This is a genomic window from Neorhizobium sp. T7_12 (assembly GCF_002968535.1).
Classification (GTDB): domain Bacteria; phylum Pseudomonadota; class Alphaproteobacteria; order Rhizobiales; family Rhizobiaceae; genus Neorhizobium; species Neorhizobium tomejilense.
The window spans coordinates 53997-73241 of the sequence record NZ_PVBK01000023.1; the positions used below are offsets into that span (position 1 = coordinate 53997).

Annotated in this window: 24 protein-coding genes and 2 riboswitches; of the genes, 14 read left to right on the plus strand and 10 right to left on the minus strand. The window is 62.5% G+C overall.

Features of this window, described 5'->3' with window-relative positions; genetic code table 11:
* The first annotated feature begins 14 nt into the window (after positions 1–14).
* From C5J26_RS28830 to fghA, 6 genes are all read left to right on the plus strand, one after another.
* A complete protein-coding gene (locus C5J26_RS28830) occupies positions 15–629 on the plus strand; it encodes a GNAT family N-acetyltransferase (protein ID WP_105404886.1) in 615 nt (204 codons plus the stop codon).
* Between the two features lie 105 nt (positions 630–734).
* Positions 735–1862 carry an S-(hydroxymethyl)glutathione dehydrogenase/class III alcohol dehydrogenase gene (locus C5J26_RS28835; protein WP_046626304.1) on the plus strand — a complete coding sequence of 376 codons (1128 nt, stop codon included), beginning with the start codon at positions 735–737 and terminating at the stop codon, positions 1860–1862.
* 86 nt (positions 1863–1948) lie between these two features.
* Positions 1949–2137, plus strand: a complete 189-nt coding sequence (locus C5J26_RS28840) for a YegP family protein (protein WP_046636214.1) — start codon at positions 1949–1951, stop codon at positions 2135–2137.
* Positions 2138–2224: 87 nt separating this feature from the next.
* Positions 2225–2671, plus strand: a complete 447-nt coding sequence (locus C5J26_RS28845) for a YaiI/YqxD family protein (protein WP_105404887.1) — start codon at positions 2225–2227, stop codon at positions 2669–2671.
* A gap of 17 nt (positions 2672–2688) precedes the next feature.
* Entirely contained in the window at positions 2689–3351 is a 663-nt protein-coding gene (locus C5J26_RS28850) for a DUF1345 domain-containing protein (RefSeq protein ID WP_105404888.1), read from the plus strand.
* Positions 3352–3370: 19 nt separating this feature from the next.
* Positions 3371–4204: an S-formylglutathione hydrolase gene (gene fghA, locus C5J26_RS28855; protein ID WP_105404889.1), complete on the plus strand. Its 834-nt coding sequence runs from the start codon at positions 3371–3373 to the stop codon at positions 4202–4204.
* A gap of 3 nt (positions 4205–4207) precedes the next feature.
* On the opposite strand, the gene C5J26_RS28860 is transcribed toward fghA, so the two are convergent.
* From C5J26_RS28860 to crcB, 5 genes are read right to left on the minus strand one after another with little or no spacing between them, the layout of a single operon-like run.
* Positions 4208–4696, minus strand: coding sequence for a hypothetical protein (locus C5J26_RS28860; protein WP_105404890.1), 489 nt, complete (start codon positions 4694–4696; stop codon positions 4208–4210).
* 57 nt (positions 4697–4753) lie between these two features.
* Positions 4754–5545, minus strand: coding sequence for an ATP12 family chaperone protein (locus C5J26_RS28865; protein ID WP_105404891.1), 792 nt, complete (start codon positions 5543–5545; stop codon positions 4754–4756).
* Positions 5546–5557: 12 nt separating this feature from the next.
* A complete protein-coding gene (locus tag C5J26_RS28870) occupies positions 5558–6211 on the minus strand; it encodes an HAD-IA family hydrolase (protein ID WP_105404892.1) in 654 nt (217 codons plus the stop codon).
* A complete protein-coding gene (locus C5J26_RS28875) occupies positions 6208–7200 on the minus strand; it encodes an RluA family pseudouridine synthase (protein WP_105404893.1) in 993 nt (330 codons plus the stop codon). Before C5J26_RS28875 ends, C5J26_RS28870 begins: the two co-directional genes overlap by 4 nt.
* Positions 7201–7249: 49 nt before the next feature.
* Complete coding sequence (gene crcB / locus C5J26_RS28880) at positions 7250–7627, minus strand: fluoride efflux transporter CrcB (protein WP_105404894.1); 378 nt, start codon at positions 7625–7627, stop codon at positions 7250–7252.
* A 124-nt stretch (positions 7628–7751) separates the two neighbouring features.
* Between crcB and C5J26_RS28885 the strand changes: the two genes are divergently transcribed.
* Complete coding sequence (locus tag C5J26_RS28885) at positions 7752–8030, plus strand: hypothetical protein (RefSeq protein WP_105404895.1); 279 nt, start codon at positions 7752–7754, stop codon at positions 8028–8030.
* A 17-nt stretch (positions 8031–8047) separates the two neighbouring features.
* Here the strand turns inward: C5J26_RS28885 and C5J26_RS28890 are convergent, their stop codons facing one another.
* Both C5J26_RS28890 and C5J26_RS28895 read right to left on the minus strand, forming a co-directional pair.
* Positions 8048–9643 (minus strand): EAL domain-containing protein, encoded by a 1596-nt coding sequence (locus C5J26_RS28890; protein ID WP_105404896.1) that lies wholly within the window; start codon positions 9641–9643, stop codon positions 8048–8050.
* A gap of 175 nt (positions 9644–9818) precedes the next feature.
* Positions 9819–10304: an Lrp/AsnC family transcriptional regulator gene (locus C5J26_RS28895; protein WP_105404897.1), complete on the minus strand. Its 486-nt coding sequence runs from the start codon at positions 10302–10304 to the stop codon at positions 9819–9821.
* Between the two features lie 137 nt (positions 10305–10441).
* On the opposite strand from C5J26_RS28895, the gene C5J26_RS28900 reads away from it, so the two are divergent.
* A complete protein-coding gene (locus C5J26_RS28900) occupies positions 10442–10858 on the plus strand; it encodes a DUF2000 domain-containing protein (RefSeq protein WP_105404898.1) in 417 nt (138 codons plus the stop codon).
* A 39-nt stretch (positions 10859–10897) separates the two neighbouring features.
* On the opposite strand, the gene C5J26_RS28905 is transcribed toward C5J26_RS28900, so the two are convergent.
* Together C5J26_RS28905 and C5J26_RS28910 are read right to left on the minus strand one after the other, a co-directional pair.
* Positions 10898–11386, minus strand: coding sequence for a copper chaperone PCu(A)C (locus C5J26_RS28905; RefSeq protein WP_105404899.1), 489 nt, complete (start codon positions 11384–11386; stop codon positions 10898–10900).
* A gap of 67 nt (positions 11387–11453) precedes the next feature.
* On the minus strand, positions 11454–11831 hold the full coding sequence (locus C5J26_RS28910) for a hypothetical protein (protein WP_105404910.1): 378 nt from the start codon (positions 11829–11831) through the stop codon (positions 11454–11456).
* A gap of 195 nt (positions 11832–12026) precedes the next feature.
* A riboswitch (glycine riboswitch) is annotated at positions 12027–12114 on the plus strand.
* Positions 12115–12194: riboswitch (glycine riboswitch) on the plus strand.
* Between the two features lie 67 nt (positions 12195–12261).
* On the opposite strand from C5J26_RS28910, the gene gcvT reads away from it, so the two are divergent.
* From gcvT to C5J26_RS28940, 6 genes are all read left to right on the plus strand, one after another.
* Complete coding sequence (gene gcvT, locus C5J26_RS28915; protein ID WP_105404900.1) at positions 12262–13398, plus strand: glycine cleavage system aminomethyltransferase GcvT; 1137 nt, start codon at positions 12262–12264, stop codon at positions 13396–13398.
* A 16-nt stretch (positions 13399–13414) separates the two neighbouring features.
* A complete protein-coding gene (gcvH, locus tag C5J26_RS28920) occupies positions 13415–13777 on the plus strand; it encodes a glycine cleavage system protein GcvH (RefSeq protein ID WP_046666948.1) in 363 nt (120 codons plus the stop codon).
* Positions 13774–16641 carry an aminomethyl-transferring glycine dehydrogenase gene (gcvP, locus tag C5J26_RS28925; protein ID WP_105404901.1) on the plus strand — a complete coding sequence of 956 codons (2868 nt, stop codon included), beginning with the start codon at positions 13774–13776 and terminating at the stop codon, positions 16639–16641. Before gcvH ends, gcvP begins: the two co-directional genes overlap by 4 nt.
* A 134-nt stretch (positions 16642–16775) precedes the next feature.
* On the plus strand, positions 16776–17030 hold the full coding sequence (locus C5J26_RS28930; protein WP_105404902.1) for a hypothetical protein: 255 nt from the start codon (positions 16776–16778) through the stop codon (positions 17028–17030).
* A gap of 132 nt (positions 17031–17162) precedes the next feature.
* Complete coding sequence (locus tag C5J26_RS28935; protein ID WP_105404903.1) at positions 17163–17447, plus strand: hypothetical protein; 285 nt, start codon at positions 17163–17165, stop codon at positions 17445–17447.
* 243 nt (positions 17448–17690) lie between these two features.
* A complete protein-coding gene (locus tag C5J26_RS28940) occupies positions 17691–18020 on the plus strand; it encodes a flagellar basal body protein (protein ID WP_105404911.1) in 330 nt (109 codons plus the stop codon).
* 41 nt (positions 18021–18061) lie between these two features.
* On the opposite strand, the gene C5J26_RS28945 is transcribed toward C5J26_RS28940, so the two are convergent.
* Positions 18062–18712, minus strand: a complete 651-nt coding sequence (locus tag C5J26_RS28945) for a pyridoxamine 5'-phosphate oxidase family protein (protein ID WP_105404904.1) — start codon at positions 18710–18712, stop codon at positions 18062–18064.
* Between the last annotated feature and the right edge of the window lie 533 nt (positions 18713–19245).

Below are 19245 nucleotides of genomic sequence, written 5' to 3' on the forward strand. Positions count from 1 at the left end.
GCTCAAAAGGTTACATGAAAAGCGAAAATCCCACACTACCGTCCGGCTATTCCGCGGTCCCTCCGGGCAAGATTGCCACCGTCGTGACCTGCCTCGAAATGTTCGAGAAGCCGCGCAGGAAAACCGCGACGGCGCCGGACACGCTTACCCTGGAACGCTGGCAGTCTCCTGCTCTCGACGAATACCGCTCGCTGTTCCGCGCGGTTGGCGAGAACTGGATGTGGGTCTCGCGGCTTGTCATGAGTGACGACGAACTTGCCTCGGTGCTCAACGATCCGCAGGTCGAGATCTACGTGCTTCTCGACGGCGGCCGCCGGATCGGCCTCCTGGAGCTCGATTTCCGGGAACAGGGCGAATGCGAACTCGTCTATTTCGGCCTCGTTACCGGTGCGATCGGCAAGGGCGCCGGCCGTTTCATGATGAACTGGGCGATCGAGAGGGCCTGGGCGCATCCGATCCGCCGTTTCTGGGTGCATACCTGCCACTTCGACCACCCGGCCGCCATGCAGTTCTACCAGCGGTCGGGGTTCACACCCTACGCCCTGATGGTCGAAGTGCTCGACGATCCGCGCCTGACCGGCCTGGCGCCGCGCACGACCTCGCCGCACGTGCCCCTGATCGGTCCCTGATCCGCTCACCGAAATGCGACTGCGAACGGCTCGTTCCGGCTTGAGCCGGCCCCCTCGCCTGTGCCAAGGTCGCGCCGAATCTAAAAAGCCTCAAGGGAGAACATCATGGATGTCCGCGCCGCCGTTGCCGTTCAGGCTGGCAAACCGCTCGAAGTCATGACCGTGCAGCTCGAGGGCCCCCGCGCCGGCGAAGTGCTGATCGAGGTGAAGGCGACCGGCATCTGCCACACCGATGATTTCACCTTGTCCGGCGCCGATCCGGAAGGCCTCTTTCCGGCGATCCTCGGCCACGAGGGTGCCGGCATCGTCGTCGACGTCGGCCCCGGGGTCACTTCGGTCAAGAAGGGCGATCACGTCATCCCGCTCTATACGCCGGAATGCCGCGAGTGCCCGTCCTGCCTGTCGCGCAAGACCAATCTCTGCACCGCCATCCGCTCGACCCAGGGCCAGGGCCTGATGCCCGACGGCACCTCGCGCTTCTCGATCGGCAAGGACAAGATCCATCACTATATGGGCTGCTCGACCTTTGCGAATTACACGGTCCTTCCGGAAATCGCGGTCGCCAAGATCAACCCGGACGCCCCCTTCGACAAGGTTTGCTATATCGGCTGCGGCGTGACGACGGGCATCGGCGCCGTCATCAACACCGCCAAGGTGGAGATCGGCGCCACCGCCATCGTCTTCGGGCTCGGCGGCATCGGTTTGAACGTCATCCAAGGCCTGCGCCTGGCCGGCGCCGACATGATCATCGGCGTTGACCTCAACAACGACAAGAAGGCCTGGGGTGAACGCTTCGGCATGACCCATTTCGTCAATCCTAAGGAAGTCGACGGCGACATCGTCCCCTATCTCGTCAATCTGACGAAGCGCGGCGCCGACCAGATCGGCGGAGCCGACTATACGTTCGACTGCACCGGCAATACCAAGGTCATGCGCCAGGCGCTCGAAGCCTCGCATCGCGGCTGGGGCAAGTCGGTGGTAATCGGCGTTGCCGGCGCCGGCCAGGAAATTTCCACCCGTCCCTTCCAGCTCGTCACCGGCCGCACCTGGATGGGCACGGCCTTCGGCGGAGCCCGCGGCCGCACCGACGTTCCGAAGATCGTCGACTGGTACATGGAGGGCAAGATCGAGATCGACCCGATGATTACCCACACGATGCCGCTCGAAGACATCAACAAGGGTTTTGAGCTGATGCATGGCGGCGAATCGATTCGCAGCGTAGTGATTTACTGAGCGAAGTTCCGCGATGTTCCGGAACACGCTCCGATACTGCGAATAGAGCTAGGATTTAACTCCGTTTAATGTGAGGAACGCAGAAGATGTACAAATTTGAAATCTACCAGGACAAGGCTGGGGAATACCGTTTTCGCTTCAAGGCTTCGAACGGCCAGTCCATGTTCTCTTCCGAAGGTTATTCGGCCAAGGCTTCCGCCGTTTCGGCCATAGAATCGATCAAGAAAAACGTACCCGGCGCAGCAGTCGACGACCAGACCACTGCCGTCGCCTGAAGCATATCCTGCGCGTAGCCCGCTGCGGTGGGCTACGCTGCCTCCCCTCGTGCGGGAGGTCGCCGGATTGGGCCTGAGTATCCATCCATGATCTATGTCGACGCCGATGCCTGTCCGGTCAAGCCGGAGGTCCTGAAAGTCGCTGAACGCCACGGCATCGAAGTGACCTTCGTCGCCAATTCCGGCCTGCGCCCCACTCGTGATCCGATGGTCCACAACGTCATCGTTTCTGCCGGTTTCGATGCCGCCGACAACTGGATCGCCGAGCGCGCCGGACCCGCCGATATCGTCATCACCGCCGACGTGCCGCTGGCCGTACGCTGCGTAGCATCGGGCGCGCAGGTGACCGGTCCGACCGGCAGGGTCTTCGACGAGACCAATATCGGCATGGCGAGCGCCATGCGCGACCTTGGGGCGCATTTGCGCGAGACCGGCGAAAGCAAGGGCTACAACGCCGCCTTTTCCCCACGCGACCGTTCGAAATTCCTGGAAACGCTGGACAGGCTCTGCCGCCGGTCCAAATCGGCCACGTGAGCGATCGGAAAACCCGGATGCCGAGCCCCTGGCGCAGACTGACCTATCACCGGCACGGGCCGTTCTTCGCCGGCACCATCGCCTCGCTGGTCTGTCTGCCGTTCCTGCTCCTCTACATGCCGGAACTCGCGCCCGGCATTGCGGTCGTCGTCTTCTTCCTGATTTACCTCGTCATGATGGCCGCCCGCATCCCAAAGCTCGATGGCGCCACGTTGAGAGACAAGGGTCAGAACGACGACGAGCCGGCGCCTGTCATTCTCGCCGTGACCTTGCTTGCCGCCGCCGCCGCCATTGTTTCGATGTTCGAGGCCTTGAACCGCTCGCAGCCCGCGGGCGCTGCCTCCGTGTCGCTTGCCTTCGCATCCGTCGTGCTCGGCTGGCTGACGATCCACACGATGTTCGCCATGCACTATGCCCATCGCTTCTGGCGGCCGGAGGAGCAGGCGGAGGAGAACGAGGCGAAGCGCGGCGGCCTCGATTTTCCCGAAACCGACGAGCCCGGCGCCTACGATTTCCTCTATTTCTCGTTCGTCATCGGCATGACCGCCCAGACTTCGGACGTCCAGATCACCACGACCGGCATGCGCCGGATCAACCTTCTGCATGCGGTCGTGTCCTTCTTTTTCAACACCGTCCTTGTCGCCGCGGCCGTCAACGCCGTCGTGTCGATGGGCAACTGATATTTTTCGAGGAGCACCGATGAAGGTCCTTTCCCAGAATACTGCCTTCGGCGGCATGCAGGGCGTGTTCATGCACGATTCCGAAGCCTGCAAATGCGAGATGACCTTCGCGGTCTTCGTGCCGCCCCAGGCGATCAAGGAGCCCTGCCCTGTTGTCTGGTATCTTTCGGGCCTCACCTGCACCCATGCCAACGTCATGGAAAAGGGCGAATACCGGCGGATGGCCGCGGAACTCGGCCTGATCGTCATCTGCCCGGATACCAGCCCGCGCGGCAATGACGTGCCCGACGAGCTCACCAACTGGCAGATGGGCAAGGGCGCCGGCTTCTATCTCGATGCGACGGAAAAGCCGTGGGCCGAAAACTATCAGATGTACACCTACATTGCCGAGGAACTGCCGAACTTCGTCAGCCAGCACTTTCGCATGGACATGGACCGCCAAGGGATTTTTGGCCATTCCATGGGCGGTCATGGCGCGATGACTATCGCGCTTCGGAACCCCGATCGCTTCAGGAGCTGCTCCGCCTTCGCGCCGATCGTCGAGCCTTCGACCGCCGACTGGTCGGCGCCGGCCTTCGAGAAATATCTGGGCGAAGATCGCTCCAGCTGGCGGCAATACGACGCCTGCGCACTGGTCGGTGACGGTGCACGCTTTCCGGAATTCCTGATCGACCAGGGCAAGGCCGACGGCTTTCTCGAAAACGGCCTGCGCCCCTGGCTGTTCGAGGAAGCGGCCAAGGGAACGGATATAGACGTGACGCTACGGATGCAGGAGCGCTACGACCACTCGTATTATTTCATCTCGACCTTCATGGACGACCATCTCCGCTGGCACGCGGAACGGCTGGGGTAGGTCTCACGGAAACAGCGCCGTCGCCATTGTCGGGCGGCGCTGGCCGTCGAGGCGGAATTCGCTGGAGATGCGGTCGGCGATCTTTTCGGCGAGGTCACGGTCAGCAGTGTCCCCGTCCAGCAGATAGATCGACGTCTTGAACGTCCCCCTGGCGATCGGTTCGCCGCTGTTGACCGAAATCGCCTGCACCGTCACCTTCGCCTCATGCCGGCTGCCAATCAGCATGGGCATCCGCGACATCTCGTCGATGCGTACCGAGATGATCGTCCGTGGCAGGGCGATCGACCTGACGGTTGCGCGGATCGCCTCGTCGACCAGCATGTCGGTGGCGATCACCAATCCCTTCGGCACATCCGGCCGCGCGGTCACGAAGGCGCCGCGCACGTCATAGAGAAGTTTCTCCTGCGCCGTGTTTGCCTGTTCCAGACGGAACGACATCAGCGGCAGGGCCGTCAAAGTGATAAGACAGAAACGAGACAGACGACGAAACATGAAGGGACCCGCAAGACGGCACCTTCAGATGTTCCAACGAACACGGTTAGAGAACGATTAAGCCGAGGGCTTCAAGGCAAGAAAAGTTTCGGTCGCCGCCCGCATTTCCTCGAGCCGCTTGGCGCGCCGATGTTCAGCCTCCGCGTCCGCGCCCCAATGTTCGTTCGTCCAGTCCTCGTCGAGATGGGCGAGCGTCCAGGCCTCGTCGGCGGTGAGCCGGCCTTCCGCGAAGGCAAGCGCCAGGATCGCCGAACCGGTCAGCGTTGTCACGGTGTGCAGCGCGGCGAGTTCGATCGGCGTATCGTATTTCTTCAGCGTCACCGCAAAGGCGGCGATCGCTTCCTTCGGCTGCTCCTGGGGCATCACGCCCTCGACCAGGATGAAGCGGGCGCCGAGTTCGTTCGCGGCCCAGTCGACGAGCGGATCCCATTGTTCGCTCTGGCGGGTGACCAGGTTTTCCGGTGTTTCGGCGCGGTAGCAGAGCAGGTCGCTCGAAGAGAACCGCAGGATATCCTCGAACACCGCCTGGGGGTCGGTGGCGATGCCGTCGATCGCGGTGTTGACGAGCCGCGTCACCGGCATGGTGCCGGGATCGATGACATCCACCTGGTTGGCCCATTCGTCGCGGATCAGTTCGGCAAGCCGTGCCGTCGGTGCGACGAGACCGTTCTTGGCGGGCGTCCTGACCGGCCGGCCGTCGAGATGGATGGCATGACCGCCCTCGCCCTCGGCAACCGATACTTCCTTGTAGAAGCGCTTCGGCAGCGGCTTGTGCATCTGGATCTGCGCCCGCCGCGTCGGGTTCGGATGGCTCAGCGCTTCGGATGGATCGGGAAACATGTCACGCATGGAAATAAAACCTCAGCCGATATGGCTCAGCAACTCGCTCGGATGATGGATGATCGCGTCGGCTCCGGCCTTGTTCAGCTCGTCTACCGAGGCGTAACCCCAGGCAACGCCGATCGCCGTGGCGCCGGCCGCCTTTGCCATCTGCATATCGTAAATGGCATCGCCGATGACAAGAGTGTTGGAAGGTTTCATGCCGGTCTCGTCGCAGCATTCGGTCACCATCGCCGGATGCGGCTTCGAGGGGCAGTCGTCGGCGGTGCGCGACACCATGAAATACTTGTCGAACCCGTGCGTCTCCACGACCAGCTTCAGGCCGCGCCGCGATTTGCCGGTCACCGCGCCGATCAGCAGGTCCCTGCGCGGACCGATCGTGTCGATCAGATCGCGAATCCCCTCGAACAACGGCTCCTTGAAACCGAGATCCTGGCGCACGACGGCAAACAGCGTCTTGTAATAGGCCATCATCTCGACGGCTTCTTCGTCCGCATGCGGCTTGCCCTGCATGCGGGCGATTGCGATGTCGAGCGTCAGCCCGATGATCGCCTTGGTGTCTTCCACCTTGGGTTCCGGCTTGTCGAAATGGGCGAAGGTGCGGCGCATGGTTTCGTGGATCAGGTTCGCGCTGTCGACCAGCGTGCCGTCGCAATCGAAAAGGACCAGTTTCATTCTTCGTCGTCCCTGCGGCCGTTTTCCATGTCGAAGCCGAGAAGGTTCCAGCTCTGCACCATATGCGGTGGCAGCGGTGCCGTGACCTTTAGCCGGCCGCCGTTCGGATGCGGAATGTCGATATGGCGCGCGTGGAGATGCAGCTTCTTCTGGATGCCACCGGGAAAATCCCAGTTGTGATCGTCGTCGAAATATTTCGGGTCGCCGATGATCGGATGGCCGATATGCAGCGCATGGACGCGCAGCTGATGGGTGCGGCCGGTATAGGGTTCCATCTCCAGCCAGCAGAGCGTCTGCGCCGCCATTTCCAGAACGCGGTAATAGGACACCGCGTGGTCGGCACCGTCCTCGCCATGCCTGGCGATCCGCATACGGTCGCCATCCGGCGTCTGTTCCTTCACCAGCCAGGTGGAGATCTTGTCTTCGTGCTTGCGCGGCACGCCCTTGACCAGCGCCCAATAGGTCTTCTTGGTATCGCGCTCGCGGAAGGCGGCCGTCAGCTTCTGCGCAGCACCACGAGTGCGGGCGATCACTAGCACGCCCGACGTGTCGCGGTCGAGCCGGTGGACGAGCCGCGGCTTTTCGCCCTTCGGGCTGATCCAGCTGTCGAGCATCTGGTCGATATGGCGTGCGACGCCCGATCCGCCCTGCACCGCAAGGCCGGCCGGCTTGTTGAGCACGATGACCTTCTCGTCCTCATGCAGAACCATGCGCGACAGCAGTTCGAAATCGCTGGAATGCTTGAGATCCTTGCCGGCGATCGGACCCGTCTTCTTTGCATCCACGTCCAAAGGCGGGATGCGCACCGTCTGTCCCGGCTGTACGCGGGCGTCGGATTTCACCCGTCCGCCGTCGACGCGCACCTGTCCGGAGCGCAGCAGTTTCTGGAGCGGCCCGAAGCCGAGGCCCGGGTAGTGGATCTTGAACCAGCGGTCGAGACGCATTCCCGCTTCGTCCGCTTCGACGCGGATATGCTCGATGCCTGCCATCAAAGCTCTTTCATATCTATGTGTGGGCCGGCGGCCCTTTGCCCGGTCTTTAGAGCATTGCCCGCCCGAGCGCCAGTCCGGCGAAAACCGCACCCAGCGAGATTGCGACGCTCGCGACAATATAGGTGACGCCCACCATGGTCGCGCCCCGCTCCAGCAGCGACACGACATCCAGCGAAAAGGCCGAGAACGTCGTGAAGCCGCCGAGAAAGCCGGTAATGATCAGCAACCGCAGCTCGGGCGACGCATCGAAGCGTCGGACGATAAGTTCGGCCAGAAAGCCGATCGCGAACGAGCCGGCGATATTGACGGCAAGCGTCCCCCACGGAAACGCCGGCCCCCACAGGCGCAACGCCCAGAACCCGACGAGATAGCGGCAGACGGAGCCGATCGCTCCGCCGATGGCGACAAGAAGCAGGTTGGTCATGGAACTTTCTCTAGGACAGAAACGAGAATCGTCAAATCGATAAAATGCCGACGTTTTGTTTAAAGGGGAACAAATCGGGGCCGCCGTAATTATCATATTCTGAGAAAAAAGAGTGATAGGCGCGATGACACAACTGGTCAGCATATCGGCAAGCACTGCCGCACTCGCCATCGAGGCGCTGAAGCCCGGCCGGCGCATCTCGGCCAAGGATCAGGTCAAGGACATCAAGGCCGATTCTGACCGCAACCAGCGCCGCGCCGAAAACGCCGGCGACCCCGGCGATACCGAATTCATGATCCCGGCCACCACCGTCTCGCTCGACATGCTCACCGCAGACCAGAAGCCGCGCCAGCAGGTCACGTTCCGCCAGGTCGAATCCGCCTATCGCGATCTGGACGATTGATATCACCCGGCGAGCCCTCAGGCCGCCACGCACCGGATATTCTCCCGCCCGCTCCCCGAGCGGGTTTTTGCGTTCCGGTGGTAATCGATGAAATCGGCGGCCGGCAGCGGTTTGGAGAACAGCCAGCCCTGGCCGAAATTGACGTCGTGAGCCTTCAGATAGTCCGCCTGCTCCTCCGTCTCCACGCCTTCGGCGACGATCTGCAGGTCGAGCGTCTTCGCCATCTCGATGATGTGGCCGGTGACCGAGCTGGTGGCGCTGTTGCGGCCGATCGTGTCGACGAAGGACTTGTCGATCTTCAGCGCGTCCATCGGCAGCCCCTGCAGGTATTGCAGGCTGGAATATCCCGTGCCGAAGTCGTCGATCGCCACCGAATGGCCTCTTTGCCGGGCCGCTGTCAATGTCGTCCGCGCCGCCTCGATGTCGATGAAGCCGCGTTCGGTGGCCTCCAGCCAGATCTGCCCTGCCGCTATCCCAGTCTTTGCGAGTTTCCTGTCGAGCACGTCGAGGATGCGGCCGGAGGTGACATCGGCGGCGGAAAGGTTGACGGCGATATGCAGCGAACTTTCCGCCCTGAGCAATCCTCCGAGATCGGCAACGATCGCTTCGATGACCTGGTCGGTGATCGGCAGAATGAGCCCGCTTTCCTCGGCGAGCGGAATGAACAGGTCCGGGCGCACCAGCGATCCATCCGGCCGCCGCCAGCGCACCAGCGCCTCGGCGCCGACGCAGATGCCGGTCTTGAGTTCGATGATCGGCTGGTAGTGGACGATGAATTCGCGCTTGCGCACCGCAATCGCCATCTCACCGAGCGGTGACAGTCTTTTCTTGGACAGCCAGACCACCACGCCGACAATGAAGATGGCGACGAAGGCACCGACCGGCAGCAGCAGGAGCTGTTCCTCCCGCAGCCTGCCGGTCAGGTTGGAACGCGGCTCCATGGCGATCGCGATCAACCCCTTGTCGTGCGCCACCGCATAGAGCGCCGAGGAGGTCATGCCGTTCTTCGGCTCGTCGATCAGGGCGTTGACGAGGTCCGTTTCGGGGGAATTGAGTTCGTTGATCAGCATGCCCTGCCGGTTGGCGAGCGCCAGCGAAATGTCGGCGTCCACCAGGATATCGACAAAGCGGGCCGGATCGACCAGCACGTTATAGGGGCCGTAGTGGAGCGCCATCATCGGATTGCCCATGCTGACCGCCGGCTGCACGCGGGTGGCCACTTCCACGCCGTCGGGCGTCATGTAGTCGATCCACGGCCTGTCGACCTTGCGCTCCTCGATCCCCCAGGAGGTGCATTTCAACAGGCCGTTCTCGAAATAACCGACTTCCTTGACCGAGGGCGTATTGAAGGCGATCACCCGCATCCGGGCGATATGCTGGTCCGAACATGGCACCAGGCGCGGATAGGCGAGCGAATCGAGCGCCGCCCGCGCATCCTCGAACGTCCGGCTCGCACGCTTGATCGTCTGCTCGGCAAGCCGTTCGAGATTGTTCTGTTGTTTCTCGACCGTGATGACCCACGAAATGTAGACCATCGCGACAATCGGTACGATTGCCCCCAGCAGGCCCAGGAAAATGGCCGCCGCAATCACCCGAGAACGCCGCAGTTCCATTGCCGAAACCTTTGATGAGAGGTGTTGGCGATATTCATCGCGGACTTCTGTTAAGATTTCTTGATGCAACTCGATCAGGTTGTATCGAAGCAATTTCTAAAACCCCGCCGGTTGCGTACCGCCCGTGCAAGTCGGGCCGAATGGACATCTCCGTCCGGCAAGCCGAGAGAGGATTTTAGGCCTGGCGCCCTGCAAAACGCAGGGGAAGCCCATCGAAAGCCTTGATCTCCTTCAGCACGAAGGTCGTCTGCATTTCCTTGATGCGCGGTAACCGCCGCAGCGTCGACATGGCGAAATCCGCATAGGCGTCGAGATCGGACGAGACCACCTGCAACAGGAAATCCGCGTCGCCGGCGATGCTGTAGCAGGCGACCACCTCGTCCAGCCCGATCACCTCCGCCGCGAACGCTTCCGCCTCTTCCTCGCTATGGCTGTCGATCTTGACGCGGATGAAGGCGAGTACGCCGAGGCCGATCGCCTTTCGGTTCAGCACCGCCTTATAGCCCTGGATGACGCCGGTCTCCTCCAGCTGCCGCACCCGCCGCCAGCTTGGAGATGTCGAAAGCCCGATCCTGTCCGCGAGCGCCTGATTGGTCAGGCGGCCATCGTCCTGCAACGCTTCCAGAATTCGTATATCCGCCGGCTCGACGTCGTTTTCCATCAAACTCTACCCATATTTCCATCAGATGAGGTAGATCCTACCTCAGAACCCCGAAAGGGAGAAGTAAAAGGCAGGATCGACCGGGCGATGCGGAGTAATCTGCAGATCCTCTTCACTGATGGATATCCTGCCTGCCCATGACCGACGACATCCGCATCGCCATCATCGTCAACCCTACCCTGCCGCTCGGCCTCCTTGCCAACACGGCCGGCGCCATCTCGATCGGCCTTGGCGCTCGCGTGCCTGCGCTCGCAGCTCGCCGGCTGACCGACCGGCAGGGTCGCACGATCGATATCAGTTCCGCCCTGCCGGTGCCGATCCTGCAGGCGCAGGCGGATACGATCCGATCCCTGATGCTGAAGGCCATGGACCAGATCCAGCACCACGCCGTCGTGCCCTTTCCGGCTTTCGCCAGATCGCTGCACGACTATCGAGACTATGAAGCCGCCTTCCCCGATCGCGATCTTGCGGAAGAGGAGATCGACGGCCTTGGCCTCGCAGGACCTTCGAAATGGATAAAGTCGCTGACCGGCAGCCTCAAACTGCTGCGCTAGAGACGAAGAGCCCACTCCGGAGAGCAGGCTCCATCGAATTCACTTGTGCATGTGGCCGCCCGGCCCCGCCGCCTCGACCGGCAGTGTGATATCGACCTTGCCGGCCTGCTCGAAGGTCAGGGTCACCGGCACTTTGCCGCCCTGCTTGAAGGGCTCCTTGACCTTGATGAACATCAGATGCAGTCCGCCGGGCGTCAGTTCGACGGTCTTGCCCGCCGCGATGGCGATCCCGGTATCGAGCTTGCGCATTTTCATCACCTCGCCCTGCATCGCCATCTCGTGCAACTCCACGGTGCCCGCGACCGGTGACGAGACCGAGACCAGCATGTCGTCGGATTTGCCGGTGTTCTTGATGGTGAAATAACCGCCGCCGACCGGCTGGCCGGGCAGCATCGCCTTGGTGAAGGCGCTGGTGATTTCCAGGTCGGCGACCTTGGCGGGCGCATCTTGAGCGGCCGTAGCTCCCGCAATGATAATGCCGGTCGCAGCGAAAATGCCGAGGAACGTGAGTTTGGTGAAAGTCTTCATGGAATATCCCCATGCGGTGACAGCATCCGTGCCGGTCGACCGCGATTGATCTGAGAGCGTTAAAGCATCAGGTCGAAATCGGGGGCGCACGAGACCTAGGCCGGGCGACGGCACTCGTACCGAGCAATTCGGAAAACTGGCGCAGGGGATTGGCGAGCGACGCGCGCTCTGCCGCAAGCCAGGTTTCATCTCTCGGCGGCGGCAGGATGACCGATCCGGAGAGCAGGCAGACTTCGCAGAGCGGCTTTGCCGCCGGCATCTGATGGCCGTGGTCGCGTTCCGAGCAGATGTCGGCAAACGTGCCGTCCGGCAGGCGATAGGCTTCGCTGTAGGAATCGAGCGGCGCTGCCGCCTGGACCGGCTGATGGGCAAATCCCAGCAAAAGCAGCAGCATCGCGCAGAAAATGCGCGTTGAGTTCGCCGCCGTGTTGAGCCGTGCCGTCATCGTCTCGCCTGTCCGAATGCCTGCCGGAATAACCCAAATCGCGGCAAAGCGCAAAAGCCCTTTTGTCGCGTGATAGCGGACCCATTTCGCCCGGCATTGCATTAGATCAAACCGCGTTTGCTGCGCTGCGACAAAAATAGTGCCGGGTGCGACACGGAGGGCTTGCCAAATGGCGATCGAGGCCGATAATACCGCCCAGACTCGCTGGGAGAAGCCGCTTAAATGCGGTGCCGAAGGAGCAACCGCCCCGGAAACTCTCAGGCAAAAGGACCAGCAGTCGACCGACAGGAACTCTGGAGAGAAGCCCGAAGAGGGCTCGCCGAAGGGATAACAATCTCAGGCGACAAGGACAGAGGGGGCTCATAAACCGGTGCGTCACTGCGCCTGAATCTGAGCCGGCGCTTGAAATGCGCCAACCCTGGAGGCGTCCTTGGACGATCAGACCGTTCTCAAGACCACCCCGCTTCACGCCCTCCATCTGTCGCTCGGCGCCAGGATGGTGCCCTTTGCCGGCTACGACATGCCTGTGCAATATCCGGCCGGCGTGCTGAAGGAACATCTGCACACCCGCACCGCCGCCGGGCTTTTCGACGTCTCCCATATGGGCCAGGTCGTCATCCGTGCGAAATCCGGCGCTTACGAGGATGCAGCACTTGCGCTCGAAACCCTGGTGCCGGTCGATATCCTCGGCCTGAAACCCGGCCGCCAGCGCTACGGCTTCTTCACGGACGACAACGGCGGCATCCTCGACGACCTGATGATCACCAATCGCGGCGACCACCTGTTCGTCGTCGTCAACGCCTCCTGCAAGGACGCCGACCTCGCCCACCTGCAGGCGCATCTGACCAATTGCGACGTCGAACTCCTCGAAGACCGCGCGCTCATCGCCCTCCAGGGTCCGCGCGCCGAGGGCGCACTGGCGGCTCTCTGGCCGGATGTCACCTCCATGAAGTTCATGGACGTCCGCGACGCGTCCCTGCACGATGTCGACTGCATCGTCTCCCGCTCCGGTTATTCCGGCGAAGACGGGTTCGAGATCTCGATTCCGGCAGACCAGGCCGAACAGATCGCCAAGGCGCTGCTCGAAGACCTGCACTGTCAGCCGATCGGCCTCGGCGCCCGCGATTCGCTTCGCCTCGAAGCCGGCCTCTGCCTCTATGGCAACGACATCGACACCACCACCTCGCCGATCGAGGCCGCGCTCGAATGGGCGATCCAGAAGCCCCGCCGCGCCGGCGGCGTCCGCGCCGGCGGTTTTCCGGGCGCCGACCGTATCCTCGGTGAGCTCGCGAACGGCACCTCCCGCCGCCGCGTCGGCCTGAAGCCGGAAGGCAAGGCGCCCGTCCGCTCCCACGCCAAGCTCTATGCCGACGCTGAGGGACGGACCGAACTCGGCGAAGTCACCTCCGGCACCTTCGGCCCCTCGGTCGAAGGCCCGGTCGCCATGGGCTACGTCCCGACCCGCTTTGCCGAACCCGGCTGCCAGATTTTTGCGGAGGTGCGCGGCAAATACCTGGCCCTCACCATCGCCGCCCTTCCCTTCATCACCCCCACCTACAAACGATAATCCTCCGGAGAGAACCATGTTGAAATTCACCGCCGAACACGAATGGCTGAAGCTCGAAGACGGTATCGCGACCGTCGGCATCACCTCTCATGCTGCCGAGCAGCTTGGCGACCTCGTTTTCGTGGAACTGCCGGAAGTCGGCGCCGAACTGACCAAGGACGGCAATGCCGCGACCGTCGAGAGCGTCAAGGCAGCCTCTGACGTCTATTGTCCGCTGGACGGCGAAGTCACCGAGGTCAACCAGGCGATCGTCGACGATCCCTCGATCGTCAATTCCGATCCTCAAGGAGCAGGCTGGTTCTTCAAGCTGAAGCTCAAGACCGCCTCCGACGCCGATGCGCTGCTCGACGAGGCCGCCTACCAGGAACTGATCGCATGACCACCGACAGCACCGATTTCCATTTTACCGACTACCAGCCCTACGACTTCGCCAACCGCCGCCATATCGGCCCGTCGCCGGCCGAAATGGCCGAGATGCTGAAAGTGGTCGGCTACAAGAGCCTCGACGCCCTGATCGACGCCACCGTGCCATCCTCGATCCGCCAGACGGCACCGCTTGCCTGGGGGCCGGCGCTGACCGAGCGCGAGGCGCTCGACAAGCTGCGCGATACCGCCAACCGCAACAAAGCGCTCGTCTCGCTGATCGGCCAGGGTTATTACGGCACGATCACGCCGCCGGTCATCCAGCGCAACATTCTTGAAAACCCGGCCTGGTACACCGCCTACACCCCCTACCAGCCGGAAATCAGCCAGGGCCGCCTCGAGGCGCTCCTCAATTTCCAGACGATGATCTGCGACCTGACCGGCCTCGACGTTGCCAACGCCTCGCTGCTCGACGAGGCGACTGCCGCTGCCGAAGCGATGGCGCTCTGCCAGCGCCAGGCAAAGTCGAAGGCGACAGCCTTCTTCGTCGACGCCGCCTGCCACCCGCAGACGATCGCGCTGATCGAAACCCGCGCCGCGCCGCTCGGCTGGAGCGTCGTCATCGGCGACCCGATGACCGATCTCGATCCGGTCGACGTGTTCGGCGCGATCTTCCAGTATCCGGGCACCAACGGCCATGTCCGCGATTTCACCGGCCTGATCTCCCGCCTGCACCAGACCGGCGCGGTTGCTGCCGTCGCCGCCGATCCCCTGGCGCTGACGCTACTCAAATCCCCCGGCGAAATGGGCGCCGACATCGCAATCGGCTCCTCCCAGCGGTTCGGCGTGCCGGTCGGTTACGGCGGCCCGCATGCGGCCTATATGGCGGTCAAGGATACCCACAAGCGCGCCATGCCCGGCCGCCTGGTCGGCGTCTCGGTCGACAGCCGCGGCAACCGCGCCTACCGCCTGTCGCTGCAGACCCGCGAGCAGCATATCCGCCGCGAAAAGGCGACCTCGAACATCTGCACCGCCCAGGTCCTGCTCGCCGTCATGGCTTCCATGTACGGCGTCTTCCACGGCCCGGACGGGCTCAAAGCCATCGCACAGCAGGTCCACCGCAAGGCCGTGCTGATGGCCAAGGGCCTCGAAAAACTGGGCTACACCATCGAACCCGACACCTTCTTCGACACGATCACCGTTGAGGTCGGCCACATGCAGGGCCTGATCATGCGCGCGGCGGTCGCCGAGGGTGTCAACCTCAGGAAGGTCGGCGAAACCCGCATCGGCATGTCGCTCGACGAGCGCACAAGGCCGGCGACGCTCGAAGCCGTCTGGCGGGCTTTTGGAGGCAATTTCAAGGTTTCGGATTTCGAGCCCACCTGGCGCCTGCCGATCGCGCTCCTGCGCAAATCCGACTACATGACCCACCCGATCTTCCACATGAACCGTGCCGAAAGCGAGATGACCCGCTATATCCGCCGGCTCTCGGACCGGGACCTGGCGCTCGACCGGGCGATGATCCCGCTCGGCTCCTGCACCATGAAACTGAACGCGACGGCGGAAATGCTGCCGATCACCTGGCCGGAATTTGCCGACATCCACCCCTTCGTGCCCGCGGACCAGGCGCTCGGCTACAAGGAGATGATCGACGATCTTTCCTCCAAACTCTGCCAGATCACCGGCTACGACGCCTTTTCCCTGCAGCCGAATTCCGGCGCGCAAGGGGAATATGCGGGCCTGCTCACCATCCGCAACTACCACATCGCCAATGGCGACACCCACCGCGACGTCTGCCTCATCCCCACCTCCGCGCACGGCACCAACCCGGCGTCGGCCCAGATGGTCGGCATGAAGGTGGTCGTCGTCAAGGTGCGCGACAATGGCGATATCGACCTCGACGATTTCCGCTTGAAGGCCGAACAATATGCCGAAAACCTCTCGGCCTGCATGATCACCTACCCCTCGACCCACGGCGTCTTCGAGGAAACCGTGCGCGAGATCTGCGAGATCACGCACAAGCATGGCGGCCAAGTCTATCTCGACGGCGCCAACATGAACGCCATGGTCGGCCTCTCCCGCCCCGGCGACATCGGCTCCGACGTCTCCCACCTCAACCTCCACAAGACCTTCTGCATCCCGCATGGCGGCGGCGGTCCCGGCATGGGCCCGATCGGCGTCAAGTCGCATCTGGCGGCACACCTCCCCGGCCACCCGGCGACGGACGGTCGTGAGGGTGCGGTCTCGGCGGCGCCCTTCGGCTCGCCGTCGATCCTGCCGATCTCCTGGTCCTATTGCCTGATGATGGGCGGCGAAGGCCTCACCCAGGCGACCAAGGTGGCGATCCTCAACGCCAACTATATCGCCGCCCGCCTGAAGGGCGCCTACGACGTGCTCTACAAGTCGGAGGCAGGCCGCGTCGCGCATGAATGCATCATCGACACGCGCCCACTCAACGCCTCGGCCGGCGTCAGCGTCGACGACGTCGCAAAACGCCTGATCGACTGCGGTTTCCACGCCCCGACCATGAGTTGGCCGGTCGCTGGCACGCTGATGATCGAGCCGACCGAAAGCGAGACCAAGGCCGAGATCGACCGGTTCTGCGATGCTATGCTGGCGATCCGCGAGGAGGCCCGCGCCATCGAGGACGGCCGCATGGACCGGTTGAACAACCCGCTGAAGAACGCCCCGCACACGGTGGAAGACCTGGTCGGCGAATGGGACCGCCCCTATTCCCGCGAGCAGGCCTGCTACCCGCCTGGCGCCTTCCGTGTCGACAAATACTGGTCCCCGGTCAACCGCGTCGACAACGTCTATGGCGACCGAAACCTCGTCTGCACCTGCCCGCCGCTGGAGGCTTACGCGGAGGCAGCCGAGTAAATTGCCCCTCCATCTCGCCTCGCCCCGGATCCATCCCCGGAGGCGGGGCGATCCACCGCCGCCCTCTTTGTACGCTACCGCACGGGAACTCCGGCGCCGCCTTCTGGTTTGCGGGTGCGGCAAAGGAGCTCGCCATGCAGCGGTTCTTTTTTCACATCAACTTTACCGGCAAATTCGTCACCGATCCCGAAGGGGTGGAGTTTGCCGATCTCGACGCTGCGAAAAATTCGGCGCGCCGGGCCATCCGCGAACTCGCCGCGGATTCCCTCGCGGCACAGGCCAGGTTCACGCTTCGCAGCACCCGGATCTGCAGCGCTGAGGGCGAGATGCTGGCGGAGGTTTTTGTTCCGGACGCCATCCGCGACGTGATCCCGGCCGACCTTCTGTAAACGACCCTGGCGCTCAATCGAGGCCGGCCAAGGACGGAGCGCGCCCCTCGGTACGCTACCGCACTTATCCTGACAGTCTCGCCGTTTTTGATATTCTGTAGCGGCCGTTTTTTGAGAACCGGGACAGCCCCCATGTCCGATGATTGGACGCTTTTTCCGCATGTCATGACCATGCATGATCTGCAGGCGATGCGCGAAGCGGTGCGACTTGCGCAGACCATCCGCCCTCCCGTTGACCCCACCGAAACGGAGCTGCTCGCCTGGATCGTCTTCCGCTATTACAGGCGCGGGCTGACGGATCCGGCGCGGCTGGCCGCGGTCGCCGTCTTCCTGTCCAGTTCCCGCGTGATGAAGCGCCAGCGGGCGCACACCGAATCCGGGGTCGTGGTGCATCTGGACCTGCGCAGCCACACCTGACGCCCCCGATCTGACCCGCCTGGGCGCCGGCCTCCGTCATTGCGACGGCATCCGTCCGACGAGGATGCCTCGGGACACGCGACGGAAATGCGTTCAAGCGCAGATAGCGCCTTGCCGACAAGTCCCCGCCCCGTTCCGGCACATCTGTGCCGCGCCGCAATACGCTTCCCTTACCCTTCCCGTTCAGTCTTCCTTGAAGCTCTTGCCCTAAAACATCCGTCATCGGGTTTGGGGATGCTTGCCATGGGTCTGTCGGCGGTGATGAACATTGCGGTTTCGGGCATGCAGGCCCAGGCGAAACGCCTTGCGACCGCGGCGCACAACATCGCCAATGCCCAGACCCCCGGCTACAACCGCCTCGACACCCAGGTCTCCTCGCTTCCCAATTCCGGCGGCGTCACCACCACCGTCACCCCCTCCACCTCCGTCACCTTCCCCGAAAGCTCGAATGTCGACATGGCCAGCGAAATGCTCGACGCCTTCACCTCGGCGCACAGTTATGCCGCCAACGCCGCGGCGTTCGAGACGGGCGCGGACATGTGGGCCATGCTGATGAGCATTAAGCGGGATTGAGGGCGGCGATAGCGGAGCCCGCTTCGGTCCGTTCCGGGCAGTTAGTAGAGTGTCCTTCGGTAGTCTTGTTCGAGTTCTTCGTCCATCTTTCGCATTTCATCCTTTTCCCTCGGCGCCCCTGTCGTCTCATCCAGAATGATCTTTATGAGTGAGGGCATCTCGGTGCGGTCCTGGAAATGATCCGGGCTCCACAGGCGGGACCGTCTGAACGCCTTGGCGCAATGCATGAAGACTTCGCTCACTCTCACGATAATCGCGAGTTTCGGGACTCGATCAGCGATGCTCATGCCCTCCAGGAGCTGAGGGTCGTTGGTAAGAGTTGCCCGCCCGTTCACGCGCAATGTATCGTCGAAACCGGGGATGATAAACAACAGCCCGACGCTTGGGTTGGCGATGATGTTGCTCAGTGTATCAAGGCGATTGTTGCCAGGTCGATCCGGGATCGCAAGGGTACGCTCATCAAGAACCTTGACGAATCCCGGAGGATCGCCGCGAGGACTGACATCGGCCTTTCTCTCCAAATTCTGGGTGCCGATGCACAAGAAAGGTGAGCGCCGAATGAACTCTTGCGCGTGCTCGCCCAGTGAATCCTGGCTCTTCAGTATTGCCAGTGAGTGAGTTGGGTCGAAAAGCCTCCAAAGCGACTCCTCGTCCGCGATGGCGAAATCTGGATTGAGTTGCAAGCCCGTCATGATCCCTCCTGGAATTGCCTTTGATCCTGTCGCCGAACCGTCAGTCTGGAATTTAACTGACCTCGGTACTCTCGTTTCCGCTCGGAACAAGTGTGGTTTGATGTACGTACCTCACAGATCTGAATACATCAGTTGTTATCTAGGATCAATACACCTGCCCGGCTGTGTCGCTCATCCTCTTGCAAGGTGCAATGCACGAGACATCCGCTGGCCGAGTTTCTGCATCTGGTGGAAAGGCAGGCTTTCGGATGGGCTGCCCCGGGTCTTACGAACACCGTCCGGAAAGGCCACGGCAGAGGCGCGGGCATAAACCGACGAACGGGGCGCGGAGAGGTGTCACTTATTACTTACTTTACGAGGCAGCTTTCAGCGCCCCGTCCGATCCTCGCCCTCGGGTTAAACCCAAGGGTCGAGCCCGAGCAACTGTGTTGTTGGTGTCAAGCTTGGAAGGGTTTTCGGTCCCTCATTGCGGCGTTAAGTGCGACAAGCAAACGTCTTGCTATGGCGATCAGGACAAGCTTTGGAGGTTTGCC

Excerpts from the sequence above, each read along its gene's own strand:
- C5J26_RS28890 (WP_105404896.1), bottom strand. The coding sequence starts at position 9,643 with ATGGAACTGCGGCGTTCTCGGGTGATTGCGGCGGCCATTTTCCTGGGC.
- C5J26_RS28835 (WP_046626304.1), top strand. The coding sequence starts at position 735 with ATGGATGTCCGCGCCGCCGTTGCCGTTCAGGCTGGCAAACCGCTCGAA.
- C5J26_RS28845 (WP_105404887.1), top strand. The coding sequence starts at position 2,225 with ATGATCTATGTCGACGCCGATGCCTGTCCGGTCAAGCCGGAGGTCCTG.
- C5J26_RS28940 (WP_105404911.1), top strand. The coding sequence starts at position 17,691 with ATGGGTCTGTCGGCGGTGATGAACATTGCGGTTTCGGGCATGCAGGCC.
- C5J26_RS28905 (WP_105404899.1), bottom strand. The coding sequence starts at position 11,386 with ATGAAGACTTTCACCAAACTCACGTTCCTCGGCATTTTCGCTGCGACC.
- C5J26_RS28850 (WP_105404888.1), top strand. The coding sequence starts at position 2,689 with ATGCCGAGCCCCTGGCGCAGACTGACCTATCACCGGCACGGGCCGTTC.
- C5J26_RS28865 (WP_105404891.1), bottom strand. The coding sequence starts at position 5,545 with ATGCGTGACATGTTTCCCGATCCATCCGAAGCGCTGAGCCATCCGAAC.
- C5J26_RS28860 (WP_105404890.1), bottom strand. The coding sequence starts at position 4,696 with ATGTTTCGTCGTCTGTCTCGTTTCTGTCTTATCACTTTGACGGCCCTG.
- C5J26_RS28910 (WP_105404910.1), bottom strand. The coding sequence starts at position 11,831 with ATGACGGCACGGCTCAACACGGCGGCGAACTCAACGCGCATTTTCTGC.
- gcvH (WP_046666948.1), top strand. The coding sequence starts at position 13,415 with ATGTTGAAATTCACCGCCGAACACGAATGGCTGAAGCTCGAAGACGGT.
- C5J26_RS28840 (WP_046636214.1), top strand. The coding sequence starts at position 1,949 with ATGTACAAATTTGAAATCTACCAGGACAAGGCTGGGGAATACCGTTTT.
- gcvP (WP_105404901.1), top strand. The coding sequence starts at position 13,774 with ATGACCACCGACAGCACCGATTTCCATTTTACCGACTACCAGCCCTAC.
- C5J26_RS28945 (WP_105404904.1), bottom strand. The coding sequence starts at position 18,712 with ATGACGGGCTTGCAACTCAATCCAGATTTCGCCATCGCGGACGAGGAG.
- C5J26_RS28895 (WP_105404897.1), bottom strand. The coding sequence starts at position 10,304 with ATGGAAAACGACGTCGAGCCGGCGGATATACGAATTCTGGAAGCGTTG.
- C5J26_RS28875 (WP_105404893.1), bottom strand. The coding sequence starts at position 7,200 with ATGGCAGGCATCGAGCATATCCGCGTCGAAGCGGACGAAGCGGGAATG.
- C5J26_RS28935 (WP_105404903.1), top strand. The coding sequence starts at position 17,163 with ATGTCCGATGATTGGACGCTTTTTCCGCATGTCATGACCATGCATGAT.
- C5J26_RS28900 (WP_105404898.1), top strand. The coding sequence starts at position 10,442 with ATGACCGACGACATCCGCATCGCCATCATCGTCAACCCTACCCTGCCG.
- C5J26_RS28885 (WP_105404895.1), top strand. The coding sequence starts at position 7,752 with ATGACACAACTGGTCAGCATATCGGCAAGCACTGCCGCACTCGCCATC.
- C5J26_RS28870 (WP_105404892.1), bottom strand. The coding sequence starts at position 6,211 with ATGAAACTGGTCCTTTTCGATTGCGACGGCACGCTGGTCGACAGCGCG.
- C5J26_RS28830 (WP_105404886.1), top strand. The coding sequence starts at position 15 with ATGAAAAGCGAAAATCCCACACTACCGTCCGGCTATTCCGCGGTCCCT.
- fghA (WP_105404889.1), top strand. The coding sequence starts at position 3,371 with ATGAAGGTCCTTTCCCAGAATACTGCCTTCGGCGGCATGCAGGGCGTG.
- C5J26_RS28930 (WP_105404902.1), top strand. The coding sequence starts at position 16,776 with ATGCAGCGGTTCTTTTTTCACATCAACTTTACCGGCAAATTCGTCACC.
- crcB (WP_105404894.1), bottom strand. The coding sequence starts at position 7,627 with ATGACCAACCTGCTTCTTGTCGCCATCGGCGGAGCGATCGGCTCCGTC.